23 protein-coding genes and 1 tRNA gene are annotated in these 26,931 nt (G+C 66.4%); 15 read left to right on the forward strand and 9 right to left on the reverse strand.

The window, feature by feature from the left end:
- Positions 1 to 32 precede the first annotated feature (32 nt).
- The gene (gene hrpB, locus AC1DRP_RS02935; protein WP_476767758.1) at positions 33 to 2,540 is read left to right on the forward strand and encodes an ATP-dependent helicase HrpB; all 2,508 of its coding nucleotides are present in this window, start codon (positions 33 to 35) and stop codon (positions 2,538 to 2,540) included.
- A gap of 7 nt (positions 2,541 to 2,547) precedes the next feature.
- Here hrpB and AC1DRP_RS02940 read toward each other — a convergent pair whose 3' ends face one another.
- The 3 genes from AC1DRP_RS02940 to aroA form a co-directional block, all read right to left on the reverse strand.
- Positions 2,548 to 3,360: a DUF1194 domain-containing protein gene (locus AC1DRP_RS02940; protein ID WP_441505059.1), complete on the reverse strand. Its 813-nt coding sequence runs from the start codon at positions 3,358 to 3,360 to the stop codon at positions 2,548 to 2,550.
- Between the two features lie 77 nt (positions 3,361 to 3,437).
- Entirely contained in the window at positions 3,438 to 4,064 is a 627-nt protein-coding gene (gene cmk, locus AC1DRP_RS02945) for a (d)CMP kinase (RefSeq protein WP_441505121.1), read from the reverse strand.
- Positions 4,065 to 4,087: 23 nt separating this feature from the next.
- Entirely contained in the window at positions 4,088 to 5,428 is a 1,341-nt protein-coding gene (gene aroA / locus AC1DRP_RS02950) for a 3-phosphoshikimate 1-carboxyvinyltransferase (RefSeq protein ID WP_441491977.1), read from the reverse strand.
- A gap of 166 nt (positions 5,429 to 5,594) precedes the next feature.
- Here aroA and AC1DRP_RS02955 point away from each other — a divergent pair, with 166 nt between their 5' ends.
- The 13 genes from AC1DRP_RS02955 (at position 5,595) to AC1DRP_RS03015 (ending at position 19,286) form a co-directional block, all read left to right on the forward strand.
- On the forward strand, positions 5,595 to 5,993 hold the full coding sequence (locus tag AC1DRP_RS02955) for a TIGR02300 family protein (RefSeq protein WP_113515648.1): 399 nt from the start codon (positions 5,595 to 5,597) through the stop codon (positions 5,991 to 5,993).
- Positions 5,994 to 6,162: 169 nt separating this feature from the next.
- Positions 6,163 to 6,238 (forward strand) — tRNA-Ala (locus tag AC1DRP_RS02960).
- A 291-nt stretch (positions 6,239 to 6,529) separates the two neighbouring features.
- Entirely contained in the window at positions 6,530 to 7,510 is a 981-nt protein-coding gene (locus tag AC1DRP_RS02965; protein WP_476767759.1) for a LysR substrate-binding domain-containing protein, read from the forward strand.
- Positions 7,511 to 7,608: 98 nt separating this feature from the next.
- A complete protein-coding gene (locus AC1DRP_RS02970; protein ID WP_441491975.1) occupies positions 7,609 to 8,217 on the forward strand; it encodes a malonic semialdehyde reductase in 609 nt (202 codons plus the stop codon).
- 14 nt (positions 8,218 to 8,231) lie between these two features.
- Positions 8,232 to 9,137, forward strand: a complete 906-nt coding sequence (locus AC1DRP_RS02975) for an NAD(P)-dependent oxidoreductase (RefSeq protein WP_476767760.1) — start codon at positions 8,232 to 8,234, stop codon at positions 9,135 to 9,137.
- A 135-nt stretch (positions 9,138 to 9,272) separates the two neighbouring features.
- Entirely contained in the window at positions 9,273 to 10,787 is a 1,515-nt protein-coding gene (locus AC1DRP_RS02980; RefSeq protein ID WP_476767761.1) for an aldehyde dehydrogenase family protein, read from the forward strand.
- A gap of 67 nt (positions 10,788 to 10,854) precedes the next feature.
- The gene (locus tag AC1DRP_RS02985; RefSeq protein WP_441505054.1) at positions 10,855 to 11,826 is read left to right on the forward strand and encodes a Bug family tripartite tricarboxylate transporter substrate binding protein; all 972 of its coding nucleotides are present in this window, start codon (positions 10,855 to 10,857) and stop codon (positions 11,824 to 11,826) included.
- Positions 11,827 to 11,914: 88 nt separating this feature from the next.
- Positions 11,915 to 12,373: a tripartite tricarboxylate transporter TctB family protein gene (locus AC1DRP_RS02990; RefSeq protein ID WP_476767762.1), complete on the forward strand. Its 459-nt coding sequence runs from the start codon at positions 11,915 to 11,917 to the stop codon at positions 12,371 to 12,373.
- 7 nt (positions 12,374 to 12,380) lie between these two features.
- The gene (locus AC1DRP_RS02995) at positions 12,381 to 13,880 is read left to right on the forward strand and encodes a tripartite tricarboxylate transporter permease (RefSeq protein ID WP_476767763.1); all 1,500 of its coding nucleotides are present in this window, start codon (positions 12,381 to 12,383) and stop codon (positions 13,878 to 13,880) included.
- 19 nt (positions 13,881 to 13,899) lie between these two features.
- Positions 13,900 to 15,669 carry a thiamine pyrophosphate-binding protein gene (locus tag AC1DRP_RS03000; RefSeq protein ID WP_476767764.1) on the forward strand — a complete coding sequence of 590 codons (1,770 nt, stop codon included), beginning with the start codon at positions 13,900 to 13,902 and terminating at the stop codon, positions 15,667 to 15,669.
- Complete coding sequence (locus tag AC1DRP_RS03005; RefSeq protein WP_441505051.1) at positions 15,666 to 16,655, forward strand: ABC transporter substrate-binding protein; 990 nt, start codon at positions 15,666 to 15,668, stop codon at positions 16,653 to 16,655. Before AC1DRP_RS03000 ends, AC1DRP_RS03005 begins: the two co-directional genes overlap by 4 nt.
- Positions 16,656 to 16,891: 236 nt before the next feature.
- Complete coding sequence (locus tag AC1DRP_RS03010; RefSeq protein WP_441505050.1) at positions 16,892 to 17,749, forward strand: LysR family transcriptional regulator; 858 nt, start codon at positions 16,892 to 16,894, stop codon at positions 17,747 to 17,749.
- Between the two features lie 40 nt (positions 17,750 to 17,789).
- Positions 17,790 to 19,286, forward strand: coding sequence for an amidohydrolase family protein (locus tag AC1DRP_RS03015; protein ID WP_476767765.1), 1,497 nt, complete (start codon positions 17,790 to 17,792; stop codon positions 19,284 to 19,286).
- Between the two features lie 100 nt (positions 19,287 to 19,386).
- On the opposite strand, the gene AC1DRP_RS03020 is transcribed toward AC1DRP_RS03015, so the two are convergent.
- The 6 genes from AC1DRP_RS03020 to AC1DRP_RS03045 all read right to left on the reverse strand — a co-directional run bounded on the left by AC1DRP_RS03020 (position 19,387) and on the right by AC1DRP_RS03045 (position 24,664).
- The gene (locus AC1DRP_RS03020; protein WP_113515643.1) at positions 19,387 to 19,722 is read right to left on the reverse strand and encodes a cytochrome C oxidase subunit IV family protein; all 336 of its coding nucleotides are present in this window, start codon (positions 19,720 to 19,722) and stop codon (positions 19,387 to 19,389) included.
- Positions 19,723 to 19,729: 7 nt separating this feature from the next.
- Positions 19,730 to 20,452: a heme-copper oxidase subunit III family protein gene (locus tag AC1DRP_RS03025; protein ID WP_476767766.1), complete on the reverse strand. Its 723-nt coding sequence runs from the start codon at positions 20,450 to 20,452 to the stop codon at positions 19,730 to 19,732.
- A 12-nt stretch (positions 20,453 to 20,464) separates the two neighbouring features.
- The gene (locus AC1DRP_RS03030) at positions 20,465 to 21,184 is read right to left on the reverse strand and encodes a cytochrome c oxidase subunit 3 (protein WP_441505048.1); all 720 of its coding nucleotides are present in this window, start codon (positions 21,182 to 21,184) and stop codon (positions 20,465 to 20,467) included.
- A 13-nt stretch (positions 21,185 to 21,197) separates the two neighbouring features.
- Positions 21,198 to 22,958 (reverse strand): cytochrome c oxidase subunit I, encoded by a 1,761-nt coding sequence (locus AC1DRP_RS03035; protein WP_476767767.1) that lies wholly within the window; start codon positions 22,956 to 22,958, stop codon positions 21,198 to 21,200.
- Positions 22,959 to 23,022: 64 nt separating this feature from the next.
- Positions 23,023 to 23,838 (reverse strand): cytochrome c oxidase subunit II, encoded by an 816-nt coding sequence (locus tag AC1DRP_RS03040; RefSeq protein ID WP_441491961.1) that lies wholly within the window; start codon positions 23,836 to 23,838, stop codon positions 23,023 to 23,025.
- Positions 23,839 to 24,274: 436 nt separating this feature from the next.
- The gene (locus AC1DRP_RS03045) at positions 24,275 to 24,664 is read right to left on the reverse strand and encodes a c-type cytochrome (RefSeq protein WP_441505046.1); all 390 of its coding nucleotides are present in this window, start codon (positions 24,662 to 24,664) and stop codon (positions 24,275 to 24,277) included.
- A gap of 281 nt (positions 24,665 to 24,945) precedes the next feature.
- On the opposite strand from AC1DRP_RS03045, the gene AC1DRP_RS03050 reads away from it, so the two are divergent.
- Positions 24,946 to 26,844, forward strand: coding sequence for an FUSC family protein (locus AC1DRP_RS03050; protein WP_476767768.1), 1,899 nt, complete (start codon positions 24,946 to 24,948; stop codon positions 26,842 to 26,844).
- Positions 26,845 to 26,931 lie beyond the last annotated feature (87 nt).

Genomic DNA, 26,931 nt, shown 5'->3' on the forward strand with positions numbered 1-26,931 from the left:
GCGTCCGCGCGCCGGCTGCGTCACATCGCGCCATGCGCGATTTCGATACCCCGCTTCCGATCGATGCCGTCCTGGGCGATCTCGCCGCGGCGCTCCGTGCCGGCCCGAATGCGGTGCTGGTCGCTCCTCCCGGCGCCGGCAAGACCACGCGTGTCCCGCTCGCCCTCCTCGACGAGCCCTGGGCGGCTGGCGGCAAGCTGATCATCCTCGAACCGCGCCGGCTCGCGGCTCGCGGTGCTGCCGGCCGCATGGCGCAGACGCTGGGGGAGCGCGTTGGCGACACGGTTGGCCTGCGTGTCCGGCTCGGATCGAAGATCGGGCCGAAGACGCGGATCGAGGTCGTCACCGAGGGGGTCTTCGCCCGGATGATCCTCGACGACCCGGCACTCGACGGCATCGCCGCCGTGCTCTTTGACGAATTCCACGAACGCTCGCTCGATGCCGATTTCGGCCTCGCCCTCGCGCTCGACGCGCAAGGCGGACTGCGCGAGGACCTGCGCATCCTRGTGATGTCGGCCACGCTGGACGGAGCGCGGGTCGCAAAGCTGCTCGGCGCCGCGCCGGTCATCGAATCGCAGGGCCGGGCCTATCCTGTCGAGACACGCTATCGCGGCCGGGATCCGCTGAAGCGGATCGAGGACCAGGTCACCGAGGCCGTGCAGCAGGCCCTGAACGAGCAACCGGGCTCGCTCCTCGTCTTCCTGCCGGGACAGGGTGAGATCAGGCGGGTCGAGGAGCGGCTGCGCGAACGGCTGCGCGATCCCGCGGTCGAGATCGCGCCGCTCTATGGCGCGCTCGATCAGGCCGAGCAGGATCGCGCCGTGCTGCCGGCACCGGCCGGACGTCGCAAGATCGTGCTGGCGACCTCGATCGCCGAGACCTCGCTCACCATCGAGGGGGTGCGCGTGGTGGTCGATTCGGGCCGCGCGCGCGTCCCCGTCTACGAGCCCGATATCGGCGTGACCCGGCTCGAGACCCGCCGGGTCAGCCGCGCTGCGGCCGACCAGCGCCGCGGCCGCGCCGGCCGCACCGAACCGGGCGTGTGCTACCGCCTCTGGGAGGAGGCTGGTACTGGCGCCCTGGAAGCCTTCGCCCGGCCTGAAATCCTCTCTGCGGATCTCGCGCCGCTGCTGCTTGATTGCGCCGCCTGGGGCGTCGCCGATCCGACATCGCTCGCCTTTCTCGACCAGCCGCCGGCGCCTGCCCTGAAGGAGGCGCGGGCGCTGCTGCTCAATCTTGGCGCACTCGCCGATGACGGCCGCATCACCGCCGATGGCCGGGCCTTGCAGGCATTGCCGCTGCCGCCGCGCCTCGCGCGCATGGTCGTCGTTGCCGCGCGCTTCGGTCAGGCCAGGGCGGCGGCGGAACTGGCGGCGCTGCTGGTCGAGCGGGGGCTCGGCGGGGATGCGACGGATCTCGCCGAGCGGGCCGAGCGCTTCGGGCGGGAGCGCGGTGGTCGTGCCGCCGATATGCGCCGCCTCGCGGAGGGCTGGGCCCGGTTGGCGGAGAAGGCGAGCCCGCCCGGGTGCGACGCGACGGGATCCATCGGCTTCCTGCTCGCGCTCGCCTATCCCGATCGAATCGCCAGGCTACGCGCAGCGGGCTCGGGCCAGTATCTCCTGGCCAATGGCCGCGGTGCGGCGCTTGAGCCGGCGCAGCGCCTCGCCCGCGAGCCCTGGATCGTCGTGGCCGACATGACGGGCATAGCGCAACAGGCCCGAATCCTTGGGGGTGCCGCAATCGGTGAAGACGAAGTCCTGCGTCAGGCCGCCGAAGGCCTGGCGTCCTTCGGCCTGGAGGAGCGGACGGAAACGATCTTCGACCGCAATGCCCGCGCCCTGCGTGCGCGTGCGGTCAAGCGCTATGGCGCCATCAGCCTGTCGGAACGCCCGCTTGCAGTCGAGGCAACGTCGGAGAACGCTGCGATCCTGGCGATTGGTGTGGCGACGCTGGGCGTCGGGTTGCTGCCATGGACGAAGGCACAGCAGCAATTGCGGGAGCGGACCGCCTTCCTGCGTCAGGCCGGAGTCGGCACAGAAAGCGAAAATCCCTGGCCCGACCTGTCCGATGCCGGGCTCGCAGCCGAGCCGGAACTCTGGCTTGCGCCCCATATCGAGGGGCGAACCTCGCTCGCTGCGATTGCGCCGGCCGACCTCGACGCGGCACTGGCCAGCCTGCTGCCCTGGGATCTGAAACGCCGGCTCGATGCCGAGGCGCCGACGCATTTCGCTGCACCGACCGGCTCCCGTCTCGCAGTGGACTATGCGGCCGAGGCAGGGCCGACGATCTCGGTGCGCGTGCAGGAGCTTTACGGGCTTGCCCAGCACCCCTCGCTCGCGGCCGGCCGCGTGCCGCTCGTCCTGGAGTTGCTGTCGCCGGCGCATCGGCCGATCCAGGTCACCCGCGACCTGCCGGGTTTCTGGCGCGGCTCCTGGGCCGCGGTGAAGGCCGACATGAAGGGCCGCTATCCCCGCCATCTCTGGCCGGACGATCCAGCCGCAGCGCTGCCGACGACGCGAGCGAAGCCCCGCGGCACCTGAGGCCGCCTCAATTCCCCATCCGGTCGCGCCACTGTCTCTCACCCGAGAGGCAGGACACGCGCGGCTCCTTCGCCTGCGCCTTCTGGATGGTGGCCTCGGCAGCCGGGGCCTCGGCAATCTCGCGCACAAGCTTGGTCCGGGTCGCATCGACGAACTGGTGACGTTCGCGGATCGGGATCACGAAGGCGCCGACGCCGGTGACGACACAGTCTTCGTAATAGACGTCGAGATTGTCGATATCGAAATAGCTCGCCTGCTTCAGCATCACCGGCAGGCCGTTGATGCTGATGCCCTTGTCGCGGGCATCGTCGCGCGCCGCGGTAACGGGGCGCCCGTCATTGTTGGCGCCGTCGCCCGAGATGTCGATCACGCGGCGCATCGCTGTGACATTGGCCTGATCGAGCAACTGCATGCCGAGATCGATCGCGCCCGAAATCGACGTCCGCCGGCCGCGCCGTGTCTGAGCCTCGCCCAGCTCCTCGGCAAAGGCGATGGCCGATTGTGGCGTGTCGATGACCGTCCAGGGCTTGACGATATGCTGGAAATTGCCGCCGGCCCATTCGAAATAGGTCACGGCGATCTTGCCGAGCGCGCCTTTGGCGATGGCGTCGTGCAGCTGTTTCGAGCGAAAGGCCTCGATATAGCCGCCGCGCTGCAGCGCGAGCTCGTCGAGATCCATCGAGTAGGAAATGTCGACCGCCAGCACGAGGGCGAGATCGACCTCGTCGGGCGGGGCGGCCGCCGGCTGCGCATTCGGCGCCGTGCCCGTCCAGAAGCCGGCCGCCGCAAGACTCAAGAGACCGAACAGCCCATGCCGCATCGCCACCTCCGCCATCAGGGCGCGGCGGAAGTGTGCACCTCGTTTCGGCTCTCGCCAAGAATGATTTATCGGCAGGCTCAGCCCGCGCGGCGGGCATCCACGATGGCGATCGCGGCCGCGACCGCCTCCTCGACCGTGAGCGCCGAGGTGTCGAGGATATCCGCGTCCTCAGCTGCCTTCAGCGGGGCATCGCTGCGGCCGGAATCGCGGGCATCGCGACGCCTGATATCGGCCAGAATGCCCTCGAAGGAGGCAAGCTCGCCGCGTCCGGCCAATTCCTTGTGGCGCCGGGCCGCCCGCACCTCCGGCGTCGCGGTGACGAAGAGCTTGGCCGGAGCCTCGGGGCAGATCACCGTGCCGATATCGCGCCCGTCGAGAACGGCCCCGCCCGGCTGCCCGGCGAAGCGGCGCTGACGGTCGATCAGCCCCTTGCGGACCGCCGGCATCGCCGCAACGACCGATGCGGCCTCGCCGATCTCGCGGCCACGCAGGCTGTCCTCGGCGAAGGCCTTTTCATCGAACGTCGAGACGATCGCTGCAGCGGCCTCGTCATCGTGGATATCCTTGCCCACGTCCCGCATCGCGCGGGCCACCATGCGATAGAGCAGGCCGGTATCGAGATAGGGCAGGCCGTAATGGGCCGCGAGCCGCCGCGCCAGCGTACCCTTGCCCGAGGCGGCAGGACCATCCACGGCGATGACCAGGCGCTTGCGCATCGCGGCAGGGCTCATGCGATCTCAGCGCCCAGCCCGTTCATCAGGCTGATGAAGGTCGGGAAACTGGTCGCGATCATCGCACCGTCATCGACCTGCATCGGTTTCTGCGTCGCCAGCCCCATGACGAGGAAGCTCATGGCGATGCGGTGATCGAGATGGGTTGCGGCCGTGCCGCCCCCCGTGACCTTGCCGTTTCCGCCCTCGACGACGAGGTCGTCGCCTTCGATCCGGCAGGTCACGCCCGCGGCCTTCAGCCCGGCCTCGACAGCGGCGAGCCGGTCCGATTCCTTGACGCGCAGCTCCTGAAGCCCCCGCATCCGGGTCGTGCCGCTGGCAAAGGACGCGGCGACCGCGAGGACCGGATACTCGTCGATCATCGATGGCGCGCGCTCCGGCGGCACCTCGACGCCCGTGAGGGCGCCGGAGCGGACGCGCAGCGTCGCTACCGTCTCGCCGCCCTCATTGGCTTCGCTCTCGACCGTGATGTCGGCCCCCATCTCGCGCAGCGTGGTCAGCAGCCCGCTGCGGAGCGGATTGGTCATGACGCTCTCGATCAGGATGTCGGAGCCCGGCACGATCAGCGCTGCGACCAGCGGGAAGGCGGCGGAGGACGGGTCGGCGGGCACCACGATCGGCGCCGCCTGCAATTCGGGCTGGCCCGTCAGCACGATACGGCGGCCATGGGCCCCCTCGGGGGTCACCCGCACCTCGGCACCGAAATGCGCCAGCATCTTTTCGGTATGGTCGCGCGTCGCTTCGGTCTCGATCACCGTGGTCTCGCCCGGGGCGGCGAGGCCGGCGAGCAGCACGGCCGACTTGATCTGCGCCGAGGCGACGGGTGTGCGATAGGTGATCGGCAGCGCCTCCTTCGGCCCGCGGATCGTCAATGGCACGCGCCCGCCCTCTTCCTGCGACAGGATGGTGGCGCCCATCAGTTCGAGCGGATCGAGGATACGCCGCATCGGCCGTTTCCTGAGCGAGGCGTCGCCGTCGAAGGTGGTGGTGATCGGGTGCGCGCCGCAAACGCCCATCATCAGGCGAGAGCCGGTGCCGGCATTGCCGAAATCGAGCAGGCCGGCCGGCTCCCTCAACCCGCCGACGCCGACGCCCTGTACGCGCCAGGCGCCGGGGCCGTCATGATGCACGATGGCGCCCAGCGCCCGGGCCGCGTCGGCTGTGCGCAGCACGTCCTCGCCTTCGAGCAGTCCGGTGACCTTGGTCTCGCCGATGGCGAGCAAGCCGAAGATCATCGCGCGATGCGAGATCGACTTGTCGCCGGGAACCCGGACACGGCCGGAGAGCGGGCCGGAGGCCCGGGCGGTGACGGGAGTTGGGTGCTGCGCGTGGGCCACGTCGATCGTCTCTGGCTGCTTGATCTTGGACGCTGGCTGCCTAGCATGGCCACCCGTCGCGCGCCACGCGCGAGACGCGAATCAAATCAGCATTTGACAGGGCCGGCCGGCACGACTAACGGACGCGCCTGCTTTTCAAAACATGAATGAATGAAGGTCCGACGCAGTGGCGAAACCGGAACTTGGTACCAAGCGCGTTTGCCCGACCACGGGACGCAAATTCTACGACCTGAACAAGGACCCGATCGTCTCGCCCTATACGGGGCAGGCTTTCCCGCGTTCGATGTTCGAGCCGCAGGCCAAAGCGGCGGCGGTTGTCGCCAAGGAAGCGGATGACGAGGACGAGACCGAGGCCGCTGACGGCGCGGTCGAGCTTGTCTCTCTCGATGAGGCCGATGCCGAAACGAGCGAGAAGGACGCGGTTGTCACCAGCGAGGACGACATCGAGGTCGAGGACGACATCGCTGCCGAGGAAGACGACACGTTCCTGGAAGAGGACGAGGAAGGCGACGATGACGTCTCCGATCTGATCGATGGCGACATCGAGGGTGACGAGGACGTCTGAGGACAAAAAATATTTCTGCGATATAGGTGCTTGTGTCTTCTGCCGAGCCCGCCTATAGAGCCCTCCGTCGCGACAGTGACGACGCGGACATCGCCGGGCTTCGAAGTTGAAGCCACTCCTGCGGTGTCCGGGAATTTGCCGGTTGACCCCCAAATCAATCGGCCAGCGTGGGGCCATAGCTCAGTTGGGAGAGCGCTTGAATGGCATTCAAGAGGTCGGCGGTTCGATTCCGCCTGGCTCCACCAAATTTTCCGATCCGGATCACGAACTCACCGAGAGTAGACAGGTCGCATCTGCGGCCTTGATCGCCGGCCGCCGCGCTCGGCCCCAAGCTTTCTCAGAGTCCGCCGAACAGATCGTTCCTGAGAATCAGCTTCGCGGTCGCCCGACCATGCCGGCAATCTCAGCCCGAAGGCCCGACTCTCCGAAGAACCATCGATTCGCTGGTATGCGTCGGTGAGATCATTGATTCCCCCAATTTGTCATTGCCCCCTCAGTAGGGCAAAGGGCTTGCCTGCAATGGGGAGAGGCAGGCCATGCGATCGCAGATCAATGCGCGCCTGAAGCTGCGGCAGATCGAGATCGCCATTGCCGTGGCCGAGCAGGGCAGTTTCCTGGCCGCGGCCCACGCGCTCAGCATCACGCAGCCCGCAGTGTCGAAGGCGGTGCAGGATGTCGAGCTGATCGTCGGCCATCCCATCTTCGACCGGATGGCCCGCGGCGTGATGATCAATCCCTTCGGCCGTGCCGTTGTCGAGCGTGGCCGGGCCATGCTGTCGCTGGTCGAGCGACTCACGGACGATATCGGGCTGATCGAGCAGGGGCAGGCCGGCACGCTCGTCATCGGCGCCCTGCCGACTGCGGCGACGAGCGTGCTGCCGCCGACGCTCGGCCGGCTGCGCGCCTCCAATCCCGAGTTGAACATCAGGCTGGTGCAGGGGCGCACGGCGGAGCTGATGCCGCAGCTGGAGAGTGGCAAGCTCGATCTGATCGTCGGGCGGCTCTACGAGCTCGAAACCGCCCATGATGTTCACCGCGAGACGATCTATCACGAGCCGATCTCGGTCCTGGCACGGGCCGGTCATCCCTTGCTCGACCGCCCCGGCAGCGCGGGAGCGGAGCTCGGGAGGTTCGGCCTCGTACTGCCTTCGCTGGAACAGCGCCTCGGTCAGGAGATCGATGCGGTGATCGCCTATTCCGGATTGGAGATGCTGGCCGCGCCGCTGCGTTCGACCTCGATTTCCTTCATCCGCGAGCTCGTTCTGTCGAACGACTATGTCACCATCCTTCCGCGGTTGATGCTCGCCGGCGATCTCGGCCGCGGTGCCGTCAGGATATTGCCCGTTCCCATGGTCTCAGGCAGCCGGCCGGCCGGAATCATCACATTGCGCCATCGTCGACGGTCGCCGAGCGTCGGGGCCCTGCTGGCGGCGCTGCGAGACCATCTGCGCGAATTGCGGGCGACCGGCCTCCTCGACGAGGACGGCGCCTCGCCGGATATGCTCACCGGCATCTGATATTCCCGGCACTTATAGCTCTTGTGAACCAGCACATGAAGACGCGACGGGCATCCTGCGGATAGCGTTCCGGCGTCTCATCCGCAGGTTCGCAGCTCATGCTTCAACAGACGACAAGACAATGCGTATCCGAGCATTGCCTGGACATTCTCTTCCGCGAGGCGCGAACCTATTACGGTTGGCTGCCGAAGGCGGTGAGCGACGCGCAGCTGCGCGAGCTCTACGAACTCGCGCGGATGCCGCCGACGAGCAGCAATATCAGCCCCCAGCGCATCGTCTTCGTCGTCTCGCAAGAGGCCAAGGAGCGGCTGCGGCCCGGGCTGAAACCCGGCAATGTAGACAAGACCATGGCGGCGCCGGTGACTGCGATCCTCGGCATCGACAGCCGCTTCTTCGATCATCTGGAGCGCCTGGCGCCGCATGCGGTCGACAAGCGCGCGGGCTATCTCGCGGATCCCGACCTTGCTGCCCGGGCGGCCTTTCGCAACGCGACCCTGCAGGGCGCCTACCTGCTGATGGCGGCGCGTGCGCTGGGGCTCGATTGCGGCCCGATGTCCGGGGTCCTGCATGATGTCGTGGACGCCGAATTCTTTCCAGGCGGTGAGGTCAGGTCCAATTTCCTGATCAATATCGGTCATGGCGACCCGGCGAGCGTCAGGCCGCGCGCCGCGCGGTTCGACTTCGACGATATCTGCCAGATTCTCTGATCGCGGAGGGCATCATGCTGCAAACCGTTTCTCCGCGCACCAACCCGCCGCGACTCTGCTTCATCGGCTTCGGCGAGGCCGGACAGGCCTTCGCCGGCGGCCTGCTCGAAGCCGGCATCGTCGAGATCGCCGCCTTCGACACCGCGGGTACGCAGGAGCGCGTCCGCAAGCCGGCAGAGCATCTGGGCGTCCGCCTCGCCGACAGCCTCGAGGCCGCGCTGGCCGGTGCCGATTTCGTATTCTCGGCCGTCACCGCAGCCGACAGTCTCGACGCCGCCCGCCAGGTTGCGCCGCATCTTGTATCCGGCCAGGTCTTCGTCGACGTCAATTCGGTCTCGCCCGGCCGCAAGCGCGAGGCGGCCGCAGCCTTTGCTTCGCCTGGTGCCTATCTCGATCTCGCGATCATGGCGCCGGTTCACCCCAAGCGCCACGCCACACCTTGCCTGGTCGCCGGCGGGGCGGCCGAGCGCTTCATCGCGATCTTCGGTGGCTTCGGCATGGAACTCGGGCCGGCGGGTCCGCAGATCGGCTCGGCAACGATCATCAAGATGATCCGCAGCGTCATGGTCAAGGGGCTGGAGGCGTTGACCTATGAGTGTTTCATGGCGGCGCGTGTCGCCGGAATCGACCCGGTGATCCTCGACTCCCTCGGGCGCAGCTATCCTGGCCTCGATTGGCCAAAAGTCGTTCCCTACAATGTCAGCCGTATGCTGCAGCATGGCGTCCGGCGTGCCGCCGAAATGCGCGAGGTCGCGCTGACGCTTCGCGAGCTTGGCATCGAGCCGGCCGTCACAGAGGGCGTCGTCCTCCAGCAGGAACGACTCGGGCGCCTGCCGTTGCAGGCCGAGCCCGAAGACGGCTTCGCGATGCTCGATGCCGTACGCGCCGCACTCTCCGGGCAGAAGCCGGAGCCCTCATAGTCGCGAAAGTTATAGCTGAAGCCCGAAACACCGCGAAGACCGCTCCGGGCGAAGCCGATACCCAATAAGCAAGCAAGAAAATGCGCCGGCGCAGCAAGCCGGCGCGACCGGCCTCGCCGGAAGGGGAGACAGACGATGGACCAGGACATGCGCGACCCGATCGCGCCAGCAACTGCAAGCGCATCGCCCGATGTCTTGCCGCGGAACCGGAACCTCTACATCAACGGCAGCTGGCGCGAGGCGGCCGAGACCGGCGGTCTCGAACTGACCAGCCCGGCGACGGGCGCGTCGCTCGGCTTCGTCGCGCAGGCTGGAAGCCGTGATGTCGATGCCGCGGTCCGGGCCGCTGGCGCCGCCTATCGCGGCTGGCGGAACGTCGCCCCGGCCGAGCGCGCCAAGATCCTCAGGCGAATCGCCCAGATCGTCCGCGACAACGCGCGGGAACTCGCGCTCATCGACGCAATCGACGGCGGCAATCCGGTCCACGAGATGCTCGGGGACGTTGCCAACGCCGCCTCTCAGCTTGATTTCTTCGCCGGCCTCGTCACCGAGATGAAGGGCCAATCGGTGCCGCTCGGCCGGGAATCGGTCAATTTCTCGGTGCGCGAGCCGCGCGGCGTCATCGGCCGCATCATCCCGTTCAACCACCCGTTCATGTTCTGTGCCGCCAAGTCGGCTGCGCCGCTCGCGGCTGGCAACACCGTCATCGTCAAGCCGCCGGACCAGGCGCCGCTGAGCGCGCTGCGCTTTGCCGAGCTGATCGACGGGGTGCTGCCTCCCGGCGTCTTCAACGTACTCCCAGGCGGTCGCGAGGCCGGAGCGGCGCTTGCCGCCCATCCAGGCGTCGCGATGATCTCGCTCATCGGCAGCGTCCAGGCCGGGCGCGCCGTCATGAAGGCCGGTGCCGATACCATCAAGCCGGTCCTGCTCGAACTCGGCGGCAAGAATGCGCTGATCGCGCTTGCCGATGCCGATCCCGACGAGGTCGCGGCCGCCGTGGTCGCCGGCATGAACTTCATCTGGTGCGGCCAGTCCTGCGGCTCGACCAGCCGGGCCTTCATCCACGAGGCAATCCACGACGCGGTCGTGGCGCGTATCGCCGAGCGTGTGAAGCAATTCCGCCCCGGCGATCCGACCGATCCGGCGACCACGATGGGCGCCATCATCAGCCGTGCCCAGCTGGACAAGGTGATGGGCTTCATCGCGGACACCAAGGCGGAGGGCGCGAGCCTGCTTTGTGGTGGCGGCCGCCCGCTCGATCCGGCGCTCGCCAACGGCAATTTCGTCGAGCCCACCGTGTTTACCGAGGTGACGCCTGCGATGCGGCTGGCGCGCGAGGAGGTCTTCGGACCGGTTCTTGCGGTCTTCCGCTGGTCGGACGAGGCAAGCATGCTCGAGACCGTCAACAGCGTCGAATACGGGCTGACCTGCTCGATCTGGACCAATGACGTCCGCAACGCGCACCGTCTCGCCGGCGAGGTCGAGGCCGGCTTTGTCTGGATCAACGAGGTCTCGCGGCATTTCCTCGGCACACCCTTCGGGGGCTACAAGCAATCAGGTCTGGGTCGCGAGGAATGCCTCGAAGAACTGCTCAGCTACACCCAAGAAAAGCACATCCACGTCAACCTGAAGCGGCCGGCAAGAAGCTGACAGGAGCGATCGGAAAGACCGCGTGACTGCTCGCGGGTCATAAAAATACATAAACGGAGGGAGAAACATGCGTAGTCTCACTGGCGCTGCCGCCCGTCTCGTCGGAGCCGGCATCGCGCTCTCGGCTTCTGCCGGCCTCGCCTCGGCGCAGGCGCCGGCCTACCCGTCCGACCGCATCAACATGACGGTCGCCTTTGCCGCCGGTGGCTTCGTCGATACCTTCGCACGCATTGTCGGCCAGAAGCTCAACGAGAAATGGGGCAAGGCGGTCACCGTCGAGAACAAGGCCGGCGCCGGCGGCAATACGGCCGCTGCAATCGTCGCGCATGCAAAGCCCGACGGGCTGACGCTGCTCGTCACCTCGACGGCGATCGCCATCAACGAGACGCTCTACAAGAAGCGCGACTACGCGCTCGATCAGCTCATCCCGGTTGCCATTGCGGTTTCGTCGCCGGAGACGATCGCGACGCATCCATCGAAGCCCGGCAATCTGAAGGACTATCTCGCCTGGGCCAAGAAGGAGGAGATCACCTTCGCCAGCGCCGGTGTCGGCTCGGGCTCGCATCTGGCGACCGAGTACTTCCTGAAACGCCTCGCCATGCAGCCGGCCTCGCATATTCCCTTCCGCGGCGGCGCGCTCTCGGTGCAGGCGGCACTCGGCAACCAGGTCGACATGGTTGCATCGTCCTTCGGCATCATCCCGCAGGTCGCGGAGGGTAAGCTCAAGGGACTGGCCGTTGCGAGCGAGACGCGTGTCGCGGCGATGCCCGATGTTCCGACCTACACCGAGTCCGGATTCCCCTTCGTCGCCGAATCCTGGGTCGCCGTGCTCGCCCCGGCCAAGACGCCGCCGGCCATTGTCGAGCAGCTCAACGCCGCGATCAACGAGATCGTCAGCGAGCCGCAGACGCGGGAGAAGCTCCTGGGCATGGGCTACCAACTCCATGTCCGCTCGGCTCCCCAGGTCGCGACCTATCTGAAGGCTGAGGTCGCCAAATGGGGCGAGATGGTGCGCACCGTCGGCGTGACCGTCGAATGACGCCGAGCCGGCCGCAACGCGCCGCCTCCCAAGCCAGGGCGAAAATGTCATGAGCCAGTCCGAGCCTCTCCCCCGGTGGAAACGCGCCGTGCGTTCTCCGCAGAATCTGGTCTCCGGCCTGATCCTCATCGCAGCGGCGACCGTCGTCGTGTTGATGCTCGGCAATCTCGCGCAGGGCACGCTGCGCGTCATCGGCCCGGCCATGGTGCCGCGCTGGACGGCGATCGCGATCGGCATCGGCGGTGCTGTCCTCGTCGTGCTGAGTTTCATCGAGGATGGCGACGCGCTCGAACGCTGGCATCTGCGCGGGCCGGCCTTCGTACTGGCCGGAATCGTGCTCTTCGCCGCGACGATCCGTGAGCCCGGCTTCATCGTCGCGGCGCCGCTTGCCATGCTCGTCGCCGGCTTCGGCTCGCGTGAGGTCAGGCCGCGCGAGCTCATTGTCTTTGCGCTGGCGATGACGGTCGCCTGTGCCCTTCTGTTCCGCTTCGCGCTTAACCAGCCGATCCCGATGCTGGTGCTCCCGTCGTTCTCGATCAACTTCTGAGGCGCGCATGGAACTCCTGCAGAATCTCGGCCACGGCCTCGGCATCGCGCTGTCGCCGACCAATATCCTGCTCTGCTTTGCCGGCTGCATGCTGGGGACGCTGATCGGCGTCCTGCCTGGGATCGGGCCGATCGCGACCATCGCTATCCTGCTCCCGCTGACCTTCGGGCTCGATCCTACCGCCGCGCTGATCATGCTGGCCGGCATCTATTACGGCGCCCAGTATGGCGGCTCCACCGCCTCGATCCTGCTCAATATCCCCGGCGAGTCGAGCGCTGTCGTCACCGCAATCGACGGCCATGAGATGGCGCGCCAAGGCCGAGCGGGCATTGCGCTTGGGATCTCGGCGATAGGCTCCTTCGTCGCCGGCACGATTGCGACACTGGTGATTGCCGCCCTCGCCGCGCCGTTGGCCAGCATCGCGCTGATCTTCGGGCCAGCGGAGTATTTTGCGCTCATGCTGATGGGGCTCGCATTCGCAGTCCTGCTAGCGCGCGGATCCGTGCTCAAGGCCGTGGTGATGATCCTGGTGGGCGTGCTGCTCTCGACTGTCGGGCCAGACCTGACAACCGGCCAGCTGCGCCTCACCTTCGGAGCGACCTGGCTCGCCGACGGTATCGAGATCGCCCTGCTCGGCATGGGGCTGTTCGGCATCGCCGAGGTTTTTCGCAGCCTCGAGCATGGCGAGTCACGGCAGGTACGCCAGACCCATATCGGCCGGCTGCTGCCTGGCCCCGAGGAATTGCGCGCTTCGGCCAAGCCGATCCTGCGCGGAACCCTGCTCGGCTCGATCCTCGGCATCCTGCCGGGCAACGGTGCCGTGCTCGCGCCCTACGCCTCCTACACGCTCGAGAAGAAGCTGGCCCGCGATCCGCGCCGGTTCGGCCGCGGCGCGATCGAGGGCGTCGCCGGGCCGGAATCGGCCAATAATGCCGGAGCTCAGACCTCCTTCATTCCGCTGCTGACGCTCGGTATCCCGCCCAATGCGGTGATGGCCCTGATGGTCGGCRCAATGACGATCCACGGCATCGTGCCTGGCCCGCAGATCATGRCCAAGATGCCCGACCTGTTCTGGGGGCTGATCGCCTCGATGTGGGTCGGCAACCTGATGCTGCTGGTCATCAATCTGCCGGCGGTCGGGCTCTGGGTGAAACTGCTGAAAGTGCCGTATCGCCTGATGTTCGTCGGCATCGTCATTTTCTGCTGCATCGGCGTCTACTCGATCAACAACGAGCCGGCCGACATCCTGATCATGGGAGCGCTGGCCGTGTTCGGCTACGGCCTCACCAAGTTCGGCTTCGAGCCGGCGCCGCTGACCCTCGGCTTCGTGCTCGGACGCATGATGGAGGAAAACCTCCGTCAGGCACTGATGATCTCGCGCGGCAACCCCATGACCTTCGTCGAGCGGCCGATCGCCGCCATCCTCATCCTGATCGCGTTCGCCATGCTCACCGTCGCCATCCTACCGGCGATCCGTAAGGGCCGCGACGAGGTCTTCAGCGAATAAGCGCGACAGCCAGATGGACATGACCATGCAGACCGAGGGGGGCGCCGTGGCGCCGGCGACCGAAAGATGGGGCAGCGACGTCGTTGCCGAGACGATCAGGGCGCTGGGCTACAGATATGTCGCACTGGTTCCAGGCGCGAGCTTCCGGGGCCTGCATGACAGCCTGGTGAACCACCTCGGCAACCATGACCCGGCGATGATCATCTGCCTGCACGAGGAACACGCGGTGGCGATCGCCGACGGATTCTCGCGGGTGGCGCAGGAGCCGATGGCCGTCATCCTGCATTCCAATGTCGGGCTGATGCATGCGACGATGACGATCTTCAACGCCTGGTGCGATCGCCGGCCGATGCTGATCCTCGGAGCCACGGGCCCGGTCGACGCGCATCGCCGCCGGCCCTGGATCGACTGGATCCACACTGCGCGCGACCAGGGCGCGCTGGTCCGGCATTACACCAAATGGGACGACCAGCCGGCCTCGGCCGAGGCCGCGGTCGAATCCGTGCTGCGCGCCGACCAGATCGCGCGGACCGCTCCGACCGGCCCGGTCTATGTCTGCCTCGACGCCGAGATGCAGGAAAGCCGGCTCGACCGCGCGGTAAGGGTTCCCGATATCCGCCGCTTTGCGCCGCCGCGGCCGGCCGCGGCTCCCGCCGAGGACATCGCTCGGACCCTGGACATCCTGCGCAATGCGCGTGCGCCCCTGCTCCTGATCGGCCGGGTCTCGCGCCATGCCGGCGATTGGCAACGCCGTATCGCATTGGCCGAGCGGCTGGGGGCGACGGTTTTGACGACCACGCATAATGCGTCAGGCTTTCCGACCGAGCACCGGCTTCATGCGCTGGCCCCGGTCGGCGAGCGCCCGAACGACGCCGAGCAGCACTTGCTGCGCGAGGCCGATGCCATCGTCAGCCTCGACTGGCACGATCTGGCCGGCTTCCTCAGCGCCCGTTGCGGTGCCTCGCAGACGCAGGAGCCGCTGACGGCCGCGATCGTCCACTGCTCGCTCGACGGCCATGTCGCCAATGGCTGGAGCATGGACCATCAGGCATTGCCGGCCTGCGATGTCAGGATCGCGGCCGATCCGGATCGCTTCGTCAGCCAGTTGCTGGAGGCTGTCGGCACGGATTGGCAACCGGCGCCGTCACTGGTGTCCGAAGGCAGCCACTGGACGCAGACAGCCTCGGAGGGCCCGGACCGTACCGCGCCCTTCAACGCCGAACAGATGGCCTTCACGATCTCTGCCTTCGCGCGCGATCGGGAGGTGACGTTCGCCCGTCTCTCCTTCGGCTGGCCGCGCAGCGCCTGCCGGTTCCGCACGCCACTGGATTTTCTCGGCAAGGATGGCGGCGGCGCCGTCGGCACAGGGCCTGGCCACACGATCGGCGCCGCGATTGCGCTGAAGGGCAGCGGCCGGATGACGATTGGAGTCATCGGCGACGGCGATTACCTGATGGGCGTGAACGCACTCTGGACAGCCGCGCATCAGCGCGTGCCGATGCTGCTCGTCGTCGCCAATAACCGGTCCTATTTCAACGACGAGGTCCATCAGGAGCGCATGGCACGCCAGCGCGGCCGGCCGGTCGAGAACAAGTGGATCGGCCAGCGGCTGGATGACCCGGCGCCCGACATCATCGGGCTGGCGCGCGCGCAGGGTTTCGAAGGGGCTGTTTCGGTCCGTAGCGTCGACGAGCTGCTCGCCGAGCTGGAGCGGGGCGCTGCCGTTGTCGCGGCCGGCGGTCGCTACATCATCGATGCGCTGATCATCCCCGGCTATTCCGACCGATGAACGGGCCCCTGGGAGTGGACACGCGGCTCACCGTCGGCTGCGGCGCCTATGACCGGACCTGGCCGCTGATCGCGGGCATGTTCCGGCCGAAGGGCTATACGCTCAATTGGTCGGTGCTCCCGCCGGAGGAGGTCTTCCTGCGCGGCATGCTTGGAGGCGAGTTYGACATAACCGAGATGTCGCTCTCGACCTACCTCCTGCTGCGCTCGCGCGGCACCTGTCGCTATCTGGGGCTGCCGCTGTTCGTTTCGCGCAAATTTCGCCACAGCGCGCTCTATGTCCGCAGCGATTCCGGGATCGAGCGGCCGGAGGATTTCGCCGGCCGGCGCGTCGGCGTCCCGGAATATCAGCTCACGGCCAATGTCTGGGTGCGCGGCCTCCTCGCCGACGAATATGGCGTGCGGCCGGAAGCAGTCCATTGGATCATCGGCGGCATCGATGCGCCCGGTCGCGAGGAGAAGGTGCCGGTCACCCTGCCCGCCCGGTTCGAGACGACGCGGCTGCCCGCCGGCGAGACGCTCTGGCAGTGGCTGCTCGAGGGCAAGCTCGATGCCATCATCGCGCCGCGCGCGCCGAAGGCCTTCGCCGACGGGCATCCGGCGATCCGGCGGTTGTTTCCGGATGTTCCGGCGGCTGAGAGGGCCTATTTCCGAAAGACCGGCCTGTTCCCGCCGATGCATCTGATCGGCATCCGTTCCGACATCGCCGATCGCCATCCCGACCTGGCTGCGTCGCTGACCGTGGCCTTCGAGCAGGCCAAGGCCTTCGCCGCCAACGAGCTGCATCAGTTTGCCTATGACACGGCGATGCTGCCCTGGCAGGAGGCGGCGCTGCGCCAGACCGAAGAGGTCATGGGCAAGGATTACTGGCCCTATGGGATCGAGCCCAACCGCACGGCGATCGAGGCCATGGCCCGCTATTCCCGGGAACAGGGGCTTACCGACAGATGTCTCTCGATCCCGGAGATCTTTCCGAATCACTGCTGAGGGGACCCTCAGTGGCGCCAAGCACCAACGCCGCTCCGTCTGGCCGACAGGCGCAGTGAGCGAAGGCCAGTGCCGGGCAGATTGCCGCGCGCAGCTCAAGGACGGGATTCAGCGGCTGCTGAGTCCGACGCCAACGCGCGGATATTCGCCCGCGAAGGCTTGCTTCGCCTTGGCCATGACCACCCGCACCGCCTAGTATCGGGCAAATCGGCTCATGAAATGCTGGCGGCGGGTGCATGAATCGCTATCCGATGTTCAACCCGCAGCTGCTGCTCAGCTTCGTCGCGGTCTGCGAGAGCCAAAGCTTCACCCGCGCCGCCGACCGCGTGTCCCTGTCGCAGTCCACCGTCAGCCAGCAGGTCAGGCGCCTGGAGGAGATGCTGGGCAAGCCGCTCTTCGAGCGCTCCTCGCATCAGGTCGAGCTGACCGAGGAGGGTGGGCGGCTGCTGAGCTATGCACGGCGCATCATCGCCCTGAACGAGGAGGCGCATGACGCCTTGACCGGCTTCTGGCGCGACGGCGTGCTGCGGCTGGGCATGCCGGAGGATTTTACGGTCCCCACCGTCGACCTGCTGGCGGCATTCAGCCGTGAGCAGCCGCATCTGAGGCTGGACGTCACCAGCGGCCTCAGCGCCGATCTGCGCAGCGCCTATGAGCGCGAAGAGCTGGACCTGATCCTGGTCAAGCAGCGCCGCCGTCAGCCGCCGCGCGCGGCCAGGCTCGAACCGCTGCTATGGCTGGACAGCCAGGCGCACCCGGCCATCGAACGCTCGCCGGTGCCGCTGGCGGTGTTCCCGCTCAACGGTCTCTATCGCGAGGAGCTCTGCCAGGCGCTGGACAGCCTTGGCATTCGCTGGCGTGTAAGCTACAGCAGCGCCAGCCTGGCTGCCCTCGCTGCCGCCTCCGCCGCCGGGCTGGGCGTGACGCTGCTGCCGGCCGGCTGCCGGCTGCCCGACCACCGAACGCTGGGCGCGGCAGAAGGACTGCCGGAGGTGAACGATTTCGAGCTGGCGTTGTATTACCGCGACAACGCGCCTGCTGCGGCCATCGTACTGGCGGAAAGACTGGCCGAATTCTGCCGGCTGGAGCGATGAGTGGCCGGATTGCGCTGATGCGTGATCCCGACCGGCTTCATTGCCAAATCGAATAGTCAGCATTGGCAAATATCGCTGCCAACCCGGGCGGCCCATTCGTAATCTAGGGGCTGAAAAGACCAACCCCTGGGTTAAGGAAACGAACGTGGAAAGTGTCCATCAACACAGCCGCAGGAGCTTTCTCAGTCAGACTGGAAAACTCACCACCGCCTGCGCGGTCATCGGCTTGGCCAGCGGTGCTGCAAAGGCAGCACCGGCCAGCGCCGGCCGCCCGTCCGAGGCCGGCGCGAGCACGCTGACCGATCGGCATTACTACCTGAGCGACGTGCGGCTTGAAGAAGGCTTCGCGTATGATGGCGACACGGTCATCGGCACCCGCACCGCGCTCCACACGCTTGAGATCAAGGACGGCAAGATCGCCGCGCTGCACCCGGCAAACACCGCTCCGCCCGCCGGCGTGCCGCGCTATCAGGCGCATGGCCAGCTCATGCTGCCGGCGATGCGCGACATGCACATTCACCTGGACAAGACCTTCTACGGTGGCCCGTGGCAGGCGCCGCGACCGCGCCAGGGCAAGACCATCATGGACATGATCGCGCTGGAACAGACTCTGCTCCCCAAGCTGTTGCCGACCTCGCAACAGCGCGCCGAGCAGCTGATTGCCCTGCTGCAGTCCAAGGGCACGACCGTGGCGCGCAGCCATTGCAACATCGACCCGGTCAGCGGGCTGAAGAGCCTGGAGCACCTGCAGCGCGCGCTGGAGAATCACCGCAGCGATTTCAGCTGCGAGATCGTCGCCTTCCCGCAGCACGGCCTGCTGCATTCCCAGGTCGACGGCCTGATGCGCGAAGCCATGCAGATGGGCGTGCACTATGTCGGCGGCCTGGACCCGACCAATGTCGACGGTTCGATGCAGAAATCGCTCGACGCGATGTTCCAGATCGCTCTCGATACCGGCAAAGGCGTCGATATCCACCTGCATGAGACCAATCCGGCCGGTGTGGCCGCGATCAACCACATGATCGATACGGTGGAGAAGAATCCGGCACTGCGCGGCAAGGTGACCATCAGCCACGCCTTCGCGCTCACCACGCTCCCTCCGGACGCTCTGGCCGAAACCGCCTCCCGTCTGGCGGCGCAGCAGATGACCATCGCCTCGACGGTACCGATCGGCGGCCTGATGATGCCGCTGCCTCGGTTGAGCGAAGCAGGCGTCTTCGTGATGACCGGGACCGACAGCGTGATCGATCACTGGTCGCCGTTCGGTTGCGCCGACATGCTGGAAAAAGCCAACCTGTATGCTCAGCTCTACCGGGGCAGCGATGAGTTCCGGTTGTCGCGTGCCATGGCGATTGCCACCGGCGGGGTGCTGCCCTTGGATAATGGCGGCAATCGCGTCTGGCCAAGGGCCGGCGATGACGCAGCCTTCACGCTGGTCGGCGCCAGTTGCTCCGCCGAGGCGGTCGCCCGCCTGCCCGCACGCAGCGCCACGTTCCATCGCGGGCGCATGGTCTATGGCAGCGTCGGCAACGCCTGATAGCGGTGCGTCCTCGCCCTCCTGACCGCCTGCCCCGGGGCCGTCGGGAGGGGAGGCCGCTTGCTTGGTCGTGGCGTAGCGCGCCGGGCGGTCGGGCACGTCATCCCGTCGCGAAGAATGCCAGCCGGTTGAAGAGCGTGTAGTGCGCTTCGAAGACCATGATCGCGACGAAGACCATCAACGCCGCAGGCGGCAGCAGGATCGCGTAGGCGAGCGCAAGGCGCTCCCAGGCCATGTGCATGAAGACTGCGACGATCAACCCTGCTTTCAGCGCCATGAAGAGCAGGATCAGCGACCAGCGCAGATAGCCCACGAGGCCGAAGTAATCGACCATGTAGGAGCAGGCACTGAGGATGAAGAGCCAGGCCCAGACGACGAGATAGAGCCGGATGGGGTGCTGCTGCGTATCGCCGTGCGGAGTGTTTGATTGAGCCATGGCGACCTCACCAGAGATWGAACAGCGCGAAGATGAAGACCCAGACGAGATCGACGAAGTGCCAGTACAGGCCGGTGATCTCGACGATCTCGTAGCGGCCCTTCCGGCTCGTGAAGAACCCGCGGCGCTCCTGGTCGAAATCGCCGCGCCAGACCTTGCGCGCGATGATCAGCAGGAAGATCACGCCGATCGTGACATGGGTGCCGTGGAAGCCGGTGATCATGAAGAAACTCGATCCGAACTGCTCGGCGCCCCAGGGATTGCCCCAGGGACGGACCCCTTCCGCGATCAGCTTCGACCATTCGAAGGCCTGCATGCCGACGAAGGTTGCGCCGAGCAGTGCGGTCAGCAGCATCAGGATCGCCGTCTTCCGGCGGTCGCGCCGGTAGCCGAAATTGACGGCCATCGCCATGGTGCCGCTGCTGCTGATCAGCACGAAGGTCATGATGGCGATCAGGATCAGCGGCAGGTGGTGGCCGCCGATCTCAAGCGCGAAGACCTCGCTCGGATTGGGCCAGGGCACGACTGTCGACATCCTGACCGTCATGTAGGAGATCAGGAAGGTGCCGAAGATGAAGGTGTCGCTGAGCAGGAAGATCCACATCATGGCCTTCCCCCAGGAGGCCGTCCTGAACGCTCGCTGATCCGCGGACCAGTCCGCCTCGACACCGCTCCAGCCGGTGAGACCTATGCTTTCGGGCTTCAGGGCGGTTGGCGATAGCTCGTTCATCGGTCGCGCCTCCTAGCTCAGCAATCCGCGACAAATCTCGATCAGGTCGTCGGTCCAGCGCATCAGCAGGCTGAAGAGAATGAGCCAGACCAGCAGCAGGAAATGCCAGTAGATCGCGCAGAGCTCGACGCTGAGGCGCAAGGCGCCCGATGCCTGGGGGGTACTCTCGGTCGGCGCGAAAGACCGGGCCGTCGTCCGCCCCAGCGCCACGAGACCTCCAAGCATGTGCAGGCCGTGGATTGCGGTGACCAGATAGAAGAAGGCGCTCGCCGGGTTCGCCGCGCTGAAATAGCCGGCAGCCGCGAGTTCGCGCCAGGCCAGCACCTGTCCGGCGAGGAAGGCCAGCGAGCAGACCCCTGCAGCCAGCAGTCCGGAGCGGATGCTCGACGGTTCGTCGCACCGCGCGGCGATCACCGCCGAATGCAGGGCGACACTCGCAAGCATGAGCAGCCCGGTGTTGAACCAGAGCACGATCGGCATCGGCAGAGAGCGCCAGTCCGTCATGCTCATGCGCATTGAATAGGCGCTGATCAGGAGCGCGAAGAGCGAGCCGGCGAGGGCGAGGAAGGCGCCGAGGCCGAGCTTCGCGATCAGGAGGGATCGCGTCCCCGCATCTCCGGCCTCGTCGATGACCCCGACTTCGAGCCAGGGCTTGGCTGTCAGCCGCTGATGCGACAGCCACCATCCGGCGAGCGTTGCCATCAGGACCATGAACAGGAGGATGACGACCACGATGCTGCCCTCCTCACGCCGTTTGCGGATCGGGAGGCTGGTTCTGCGGCAGGAAATCCTCTGCGGCGCCGGGCACGCTGTAGTCATAGGCCCAGCGATAGACCACGGGCAGCGTCTTGCCCCAGTTGCCATGGGCCGGCGGTGTCTCGGGCGTCTGCCATTCCAGCGTGGTCGCGCGCCAGGGGTTGCCGCCAGCTGGCCGGCCTCGCTTCAGGCTCCAGGCGAGATTGAAGACGAAGACGAGCTGGGCGGCGCCGACGATCAGGGCGACGATGGTGATGAAGCCGTTCAGCGTCGCCGTCGATGCCGGAACGAAGGCCATGTCGCCGATCTCGTGATAGCGGCGCGGCACGCCCATCAGGCCGATATAGTGCATCGGGAAGAAGATCAGGTAGGCGCCGAGGAAGGTGACCCAGAAATGCAGTTTTCCGAGGGTGGTATCGAGCATCCGCCCGGTGACCTTGGGATACCAGTGATAGATCGCGCCGAAGATGACGAGGATCGGAGCGACACCCATCACCATGTGGAAATGCGCGACGACGAACATCGTGTCCGAGAGCGGCACGTCGACGACGACATTGCCGAGGAACAGCCCGGTCAAACCGCCATTGACGAAAGTGACGATGAAGCCGAGCGCGAACAGCATGGGTAAGGTGAAATGGATGTCGCCGCGCCAGAGCGTCAGCACCCAGTTATAGACCTTGATGGCGGTCGGGATGGCGATGATCAGCGTCGTGGTCGCGAAGAAGAACCCGAAACTGGGATGCATGCCGCTGACATACATGTGGTGCGCCCAGACGACGAAGCTGAGCGCGCCGATCCCCACCAGCGCCCAGACCATCATGCGATAGCCGAAGATGTTCTTGCGCGCATGGGTGCTGATCAGGTCGGAGACGATCCCGAAGGCCGGCAATGCGACGATGTAGACTTCAGGGTGCCCGAAGAACCAGAACAGATGCTGGAACAGGATCGGGCTGCCGCCGCGATAGGGGAGCTGTTCTCCCAGAGCCACGATGGACGGCATGAAGAAGCTCGTTCCGATCAGCCGGTCGAGCAGCATCATCACCGCCCCGACGAAGAGAGCCGGGAAGGCCAGAAGCGCCATCACGGTCGCGGTGAAGATGCCCCAGATGGTGAGTGGCATGCGCATCAGCGTCATGCCCTTCGCCCGGCCTTGCAGCACGGTCACGACATAGTTCAGCCCACCCATGGTGAAGCCGATGATGAAGAGGATCAGCGAGACCAGCATCACGATGATGCCCCAGGGCTGCCCGGGCGTGTTGGGGAGGATCGCCTGCGGCGGATAGAGGGTCCAGCCGGCTCCGGTCGCTCCGCCCGGCACGAAGAAACCGGCGACGAGCACCAGCACGGCAAGCAGATAGATCCAGTAGCTCAGCATGTTGACATAGGGAAAGACCATGTCGCGCGCGCCGAGCATCAGCGGGATCAGGTAGTTGCCGAAGCCGCCGAGGAACAGCGCGGTCAGCAGGTAGATCACCATGATCATGCCGTGCATGGTGATGAGCTGGTAGTAGCGCTCCGGGTMGATGAAGGAGACGAGGCCAGGGAAGCCGAGCTGCAGCCGCATCAGCCAGGACAGGACGAGGGCGACGAGGCCGATCGCCAGCGCCGTCAACGAGTACTGGATCGCGATGATCTTGGCGTCCTGGGAGAAGACATATTTCGTGACCCAGCTTCTCGGATGATAGAGTTCGACATCCTCGACCTCGGCGGTCGAGAGAGGTCCGGCAGCGTCACTCGGCACATCGACCATCAAACCGCCTCCCGCTCTCCATCAGATGGCACGCCTCGTCGGAGGCTCAGCCGTCTTCCATCCCCTAGTTTCTCGCCTGCGCCCGCGCCGCTGCGGTGAGCTGTGCGAAGGTCTTCTGTTGCTGCAGCCATGCGCGGTATTCGCTTTCCGGCTCGACGACGACGCCACCGCGCATGAAGGTATGGCCGGTGCTGCAGAGTTCGGCGCACAGCGCCTCGAACGTGCCGGTACGGGTCGGCGTGAACCAGTAATATGTGACGTTGCCCGGGATCATGTCCATCTTGGCGCGGAACTCGGGCACGTAGAAATCATGGACGACGTCGAGTGAGCGCAGCAGCACCTTCACCGGCTTGTCGAGCAGGAGGTGAAGCTGGTCTCCCTGGATGATGATGTCGTCCTGGCCGCGCGCATCCTTTGGATCGAGGCCAAGCGGGTTCTCGGGGCTGACAAGGGTTACGTCGGTCGCTCCGAGCCGGCCATCGGCGCCGGGCAGGCGATAGCTCCATTGCCATTGCTGGCCCACGATCTCGACCGTTGCGGCATCGGCCGGCACCGTCACGAACTGCTTCCAGACGACGAGGCCAGGCGCCAGCATGGCGGCGACTCCGATGCCGGTCCCGATCGCGAGCCACCATTCCAGCCGCTTGTTCTCCGGCTCATAAGCTGCCCGATGTCCTTCGCGATGGCGGAAGCGGAACAGGCAATAGGCCATGAACAGCACCACGGCAGCGAAGACGGTGCCGGTGATCCAGAAGGTGATGATGATGGTGTTGTCGATATAGTGCCAGTTGGAGGCGATCGGGGTCCACCACCATGGGCTTAGCAGGTGGAACGCCACCGAGCCGACCACGACCAGYGCAAGTACGACGGCAACACCCATGGTCAGTCACCCTTGCCTATGGCGGCGATGAACGGGGTCCGGTCGGCGCCGCGACGCGATAGGAGCGTGGCGACGTCGTGAAAGCGGGCTTCTCGTCGGCCCGAGAACGATACCGCCTGCTCATGGCGGTGCCGGGGAGCGGCGAGAACGGGGCAGGGAGAAAGACTGGAGGGATGGCGCAGAGGGATCGCGTGGCGCGGGCTCGGACGAGCGCGTCAACCGGTTTCAAGCGTCGCTTCCTGCTCGCCATCGCCGAACCTCCCGGTTCGTCAGACGATTGCGCGTCACATGTGACGCAAAGCTCCCGCCCAGGCTGCAAAGCGCTCCGCTTCTCAGCCTATGGTCGCTGAATATTGTCCGGCCGCGTTCGCTGGTTGTCAATCGAGGCCGGCGTTGAGCCAGCCGCGCTATCGCCGCACCTGCGCGTCGAAGGCGGCTACTTCTTCTTTCCGTCGGCGTCGAATTGCTTGAGGAAGGCGACGATATCGTCGATCTCCTGATCGGATTTCAGGCCGGGGAACACCATCTTCGTACCGGGGATCTTGGCCTGAGGCGCCTTGATGTAATCGCGGAACGTCGGCTCGTCCCAGGTGATGCCGGAGTTCTTGTTGGCAGCCGAGTAGCTGTAGCCCTCGACGGACCCTGCCGGGCGCCCAATCAGGCCGTTGAGCTTCGGGCCGACCGCATTCCTCGCGGTCTCGCCGATCTGGTGGCAGGCACGACATCGCAGGAAGATCTTCTCGCCGGAGGTGGCGTCTGCTGCGGCAATGACTGGATGGGAAAGGAGGGGGAGAAGCAGGACGGTCGTCAAGGCCAAGCGTATCATCGAAGGGCCTCCTTCGGGTTCGGTTCGCCCCACCACACGCAGCAGGCCGGCCGGCGCATCCGTAGCCACAAATCCTACACTATCATTGGTGCAGCTCCAATCTGCCTGCGCTGGAAACGGTCGGTCACAGTCATCGACATGGTCGTGCCCGCCGATGCAGGCTCGTCCACCGGCCTCATGCGGTATGGTGGCGTGAACGCCCGCCGGGCTTGGTGCCGGGCAACCGACCGACATGAGGTCCGCTTGGAGAAGGCTGCTCAGGACATGCGCGAGCCGTGGCCGTGAGGTCCTCGCCCTTGCTCCGGCTGGGGCTGGATGGTGCGGGCCTCCGGCAAGCAGCGCTGCTGGCTCTTGCCGCCTGGCTCGCATTTGCTCTCGCATCGTCGCTTCAGATCACCAACGCCTATTGGGCCGCAATGCCGGTCTGGGTTGTGGCGCAAGCCTCGCGCGGGCTCTTGTTCGCCCGTGGCTCTCTCAGGATTCTCGGAACGTTGATTGGTGCAGCCGTCGGCTTCGGCCTGCTGCATCTGATTCCCAACCACTATTTTCTGTTGCTCGCGCTTGGTCTTTGGGTCGGCTTCAACACTGCGCTGACGCATGTGCTGCGCGGCGTCACCGCCTATGGCGCCTTGATGAGCGGCATGACCGCGGCCATCGTCATCCTGCCAACGGTGTTCTCTCCGGAACGATCCTGGGACATCGCCATTGCACGGGTTGAGTGCACGTTGATCGGCGTGGCGGTGGTGACGCTGGTCACGGCGCTATTCACGCCGTCAGCATCGCGTTCTGCTCTCATGTCCCGGGCGCGGCTGATGGCCCGGCAAGCGGTGCGGTTCGCAGCCTTGGCGCTCCAGGGCGTTCCGCAGGATCGGGTTGCCGTAGCCGAACGGCAGCTTCTCGCCGAGATGAGCAGCGTCACCCAGGCGGCGGATCAGATGACGGCAGGCTCGCTGCGGGGCTCGCGGCGTCGCAAGCGCGTCGATGCACTGGTCGCGGCCGCCTTGTTGGTGATGTCGGCAGGGCGCGCGGCTGCGTCGCGCGAGGCGTCGGAGGAGACCAACGCCAGGGCTCTGGCAGAACTTGACCGGTTGGCGCAACGTTTCGAACGGGAGACAGAGGCGCAAGGGGAGGTGCCCCGTGCCGAAGGGCTGGATCCCCGCCTGTCGGACAGTCTGCGGCGGCTGGTCGCAGCAGAAGCCGCGCTCAGTGCGGACCGCCCGGCCGGAGATGAGCTCTCCGGCCTGGTGCCTGTCTTCCTGCACAATCCCCATGGCGACTGGTCGCTGGGCACCACCGCCGGCGCGGTGTCGGGGTTGGCCACCTGGCTGGCTGCCTCTGCGGCCTATGCTGCAAACTGGCCGGTGGCGGAGCTCGCAGCGCTGGGAGTCTGCATCTTCTCGATGGTCCTGGGCTCGCTGGCGCAGCCGCAGGCCATTGCGCCGCATATGCTGAAGGGGGTGCTGGCTGGGGTGGTGGCTGCCCTGATCTATCGCTTCGGCGTGCAGCCGCATGTCCAGACCGTGCCCGAGCTGTTGGTTTCTGTGGCCCCGTTCCTCCTGCTTGGAGGGTTGGCGCGCGCGAGCCGCAGGACGGCAATCGCGGCGATCGACGCCAATATGTGTTTTCTCCTGGCCAGCCAGGCGGTGTTGCCGGCCGTCACCAGACCCGCCGCAATCCTGAGCGAGGCCGGCGCGCTTGTCGCCGCTGCGGTGCTGGTGACAAGCAGCTTCATTCTGCTGCCGCGCAGGCATGACCGGCACGCGGCAAGGACCCGCGAGGATATCCGGCGAGACCTCGAGCGGCTCCTCGCCAATCCGCAGGCCAGGCGCGGGGCAAGCTGGGATCAGGGCATGACCCGGCAGATCATGCGCCTCACTCTGCACCTCGCCCGAGCCGGAGAGGGCGATGGCGGCGCTACGCATGGCCTGCTTGGCGTGCTCAATCTCGGCATCGCGGCGACGGCGCTGCAGCGGTTGATGTCTGAGGGAGGGCTCGGGGACGAGGATCGGCGGCTGATTGCGCAGGGGCTCGCGGCTCTGGGGCGGTTCAGGACGGAATCGCCCAGGCCGGAATTGTTCGACGAGGCCGCGCGAACAATCGCGAATGCCGACGCCGCACGCGCCGTGAAGGAGGCCGCAGCGGCATTTCGGCAGGCGGAGGCCTTTCTCGCCGGGGCGTAATGGCGTGCGCAGGAGGCCGGCGCAAGCTCGGCGCTCATCCCGGTCAGGCCGCTTCAACGGCACAGAGCCGGGATGTCGTCGTTAGAT

The organism is Allobosea sp. 01N443 (assembly GCF_056399325.1).

Bases quoted from the DNA above. Each gene is read 5' to 3' on its own strand.
- AC1DRP_RS02940 (WP_441505059.1), bottom strand. From the start codon at position 3,360: ATGCGGCATGGGCTGTTCGGTCTCTTGAGTCTTGCGGCGGCCGGCTTC.
- AC1DRP_RS02965 (WP_476767759.1), top strand. From the start codon at position 6,530: ATGCGATCGCAGATCAATGCGCGCCTGAAGCTGCGGCAGATCGAGATC.
- AC1DRP_RS02970 (WP_441491975.1), top strand. From the start codon at position 7,609: ATGCTTCAACAGACGACAAGACAATGCGTATCCGAGCATTGCCTGGAC.
- AC1DRP_RS02975 (WP_476767760.1), top strand. From the start codon at position 8,232: ATGCTGCAAACCGTTTCTCCGCGCACCAACCCGCCGCGACTCTGCTTC.
- AC1DRP_RS02980 (WP_476767761.1), top strand. From the start codon at position 9,273: ATGGACCAGGACATGCGCGACCCGATCGCGCCAGCAACTGCAAGCGCA.
- AC1DRP_RS02985 (WP_441505054.1), top strand. From the start codon at position 10,855: ATGCGTAGTCTCACTGGCGCTGCCGCCCGTCTCGTCGGAGCCGGCATC.
- AC1DRP_RS03000 (WP_476767764.1), top strand. From the start codon at position 13,900: ATGACCATGCAGACCGAGGGGGGCGCCGTGGCGCCGGCGACCGAAAGA.
- AC1DRP_RS03010 (WP_441505050.1), top strand. From the start codon at position 16,892: ATGAATCGCTATCCGATGTTCAACCCGCAGCTGCTGCTCAGCTTCGTC.
- AC1DRP_RS03020 (WP_113515643.1), bottom strand. From the start codon at position 19,722: ATGGCTCAATCAAACACTCCGCACGGCGATACGCAGCAGCACCCCATC.
- AC1DRP_RS03045 (WP_441505046.1), bottom strand. From the start codon at position 24,664: ATGATACGCTTGGCCTTGACGACCGTCCTGCTTCTCCCCCTCCTTTCC.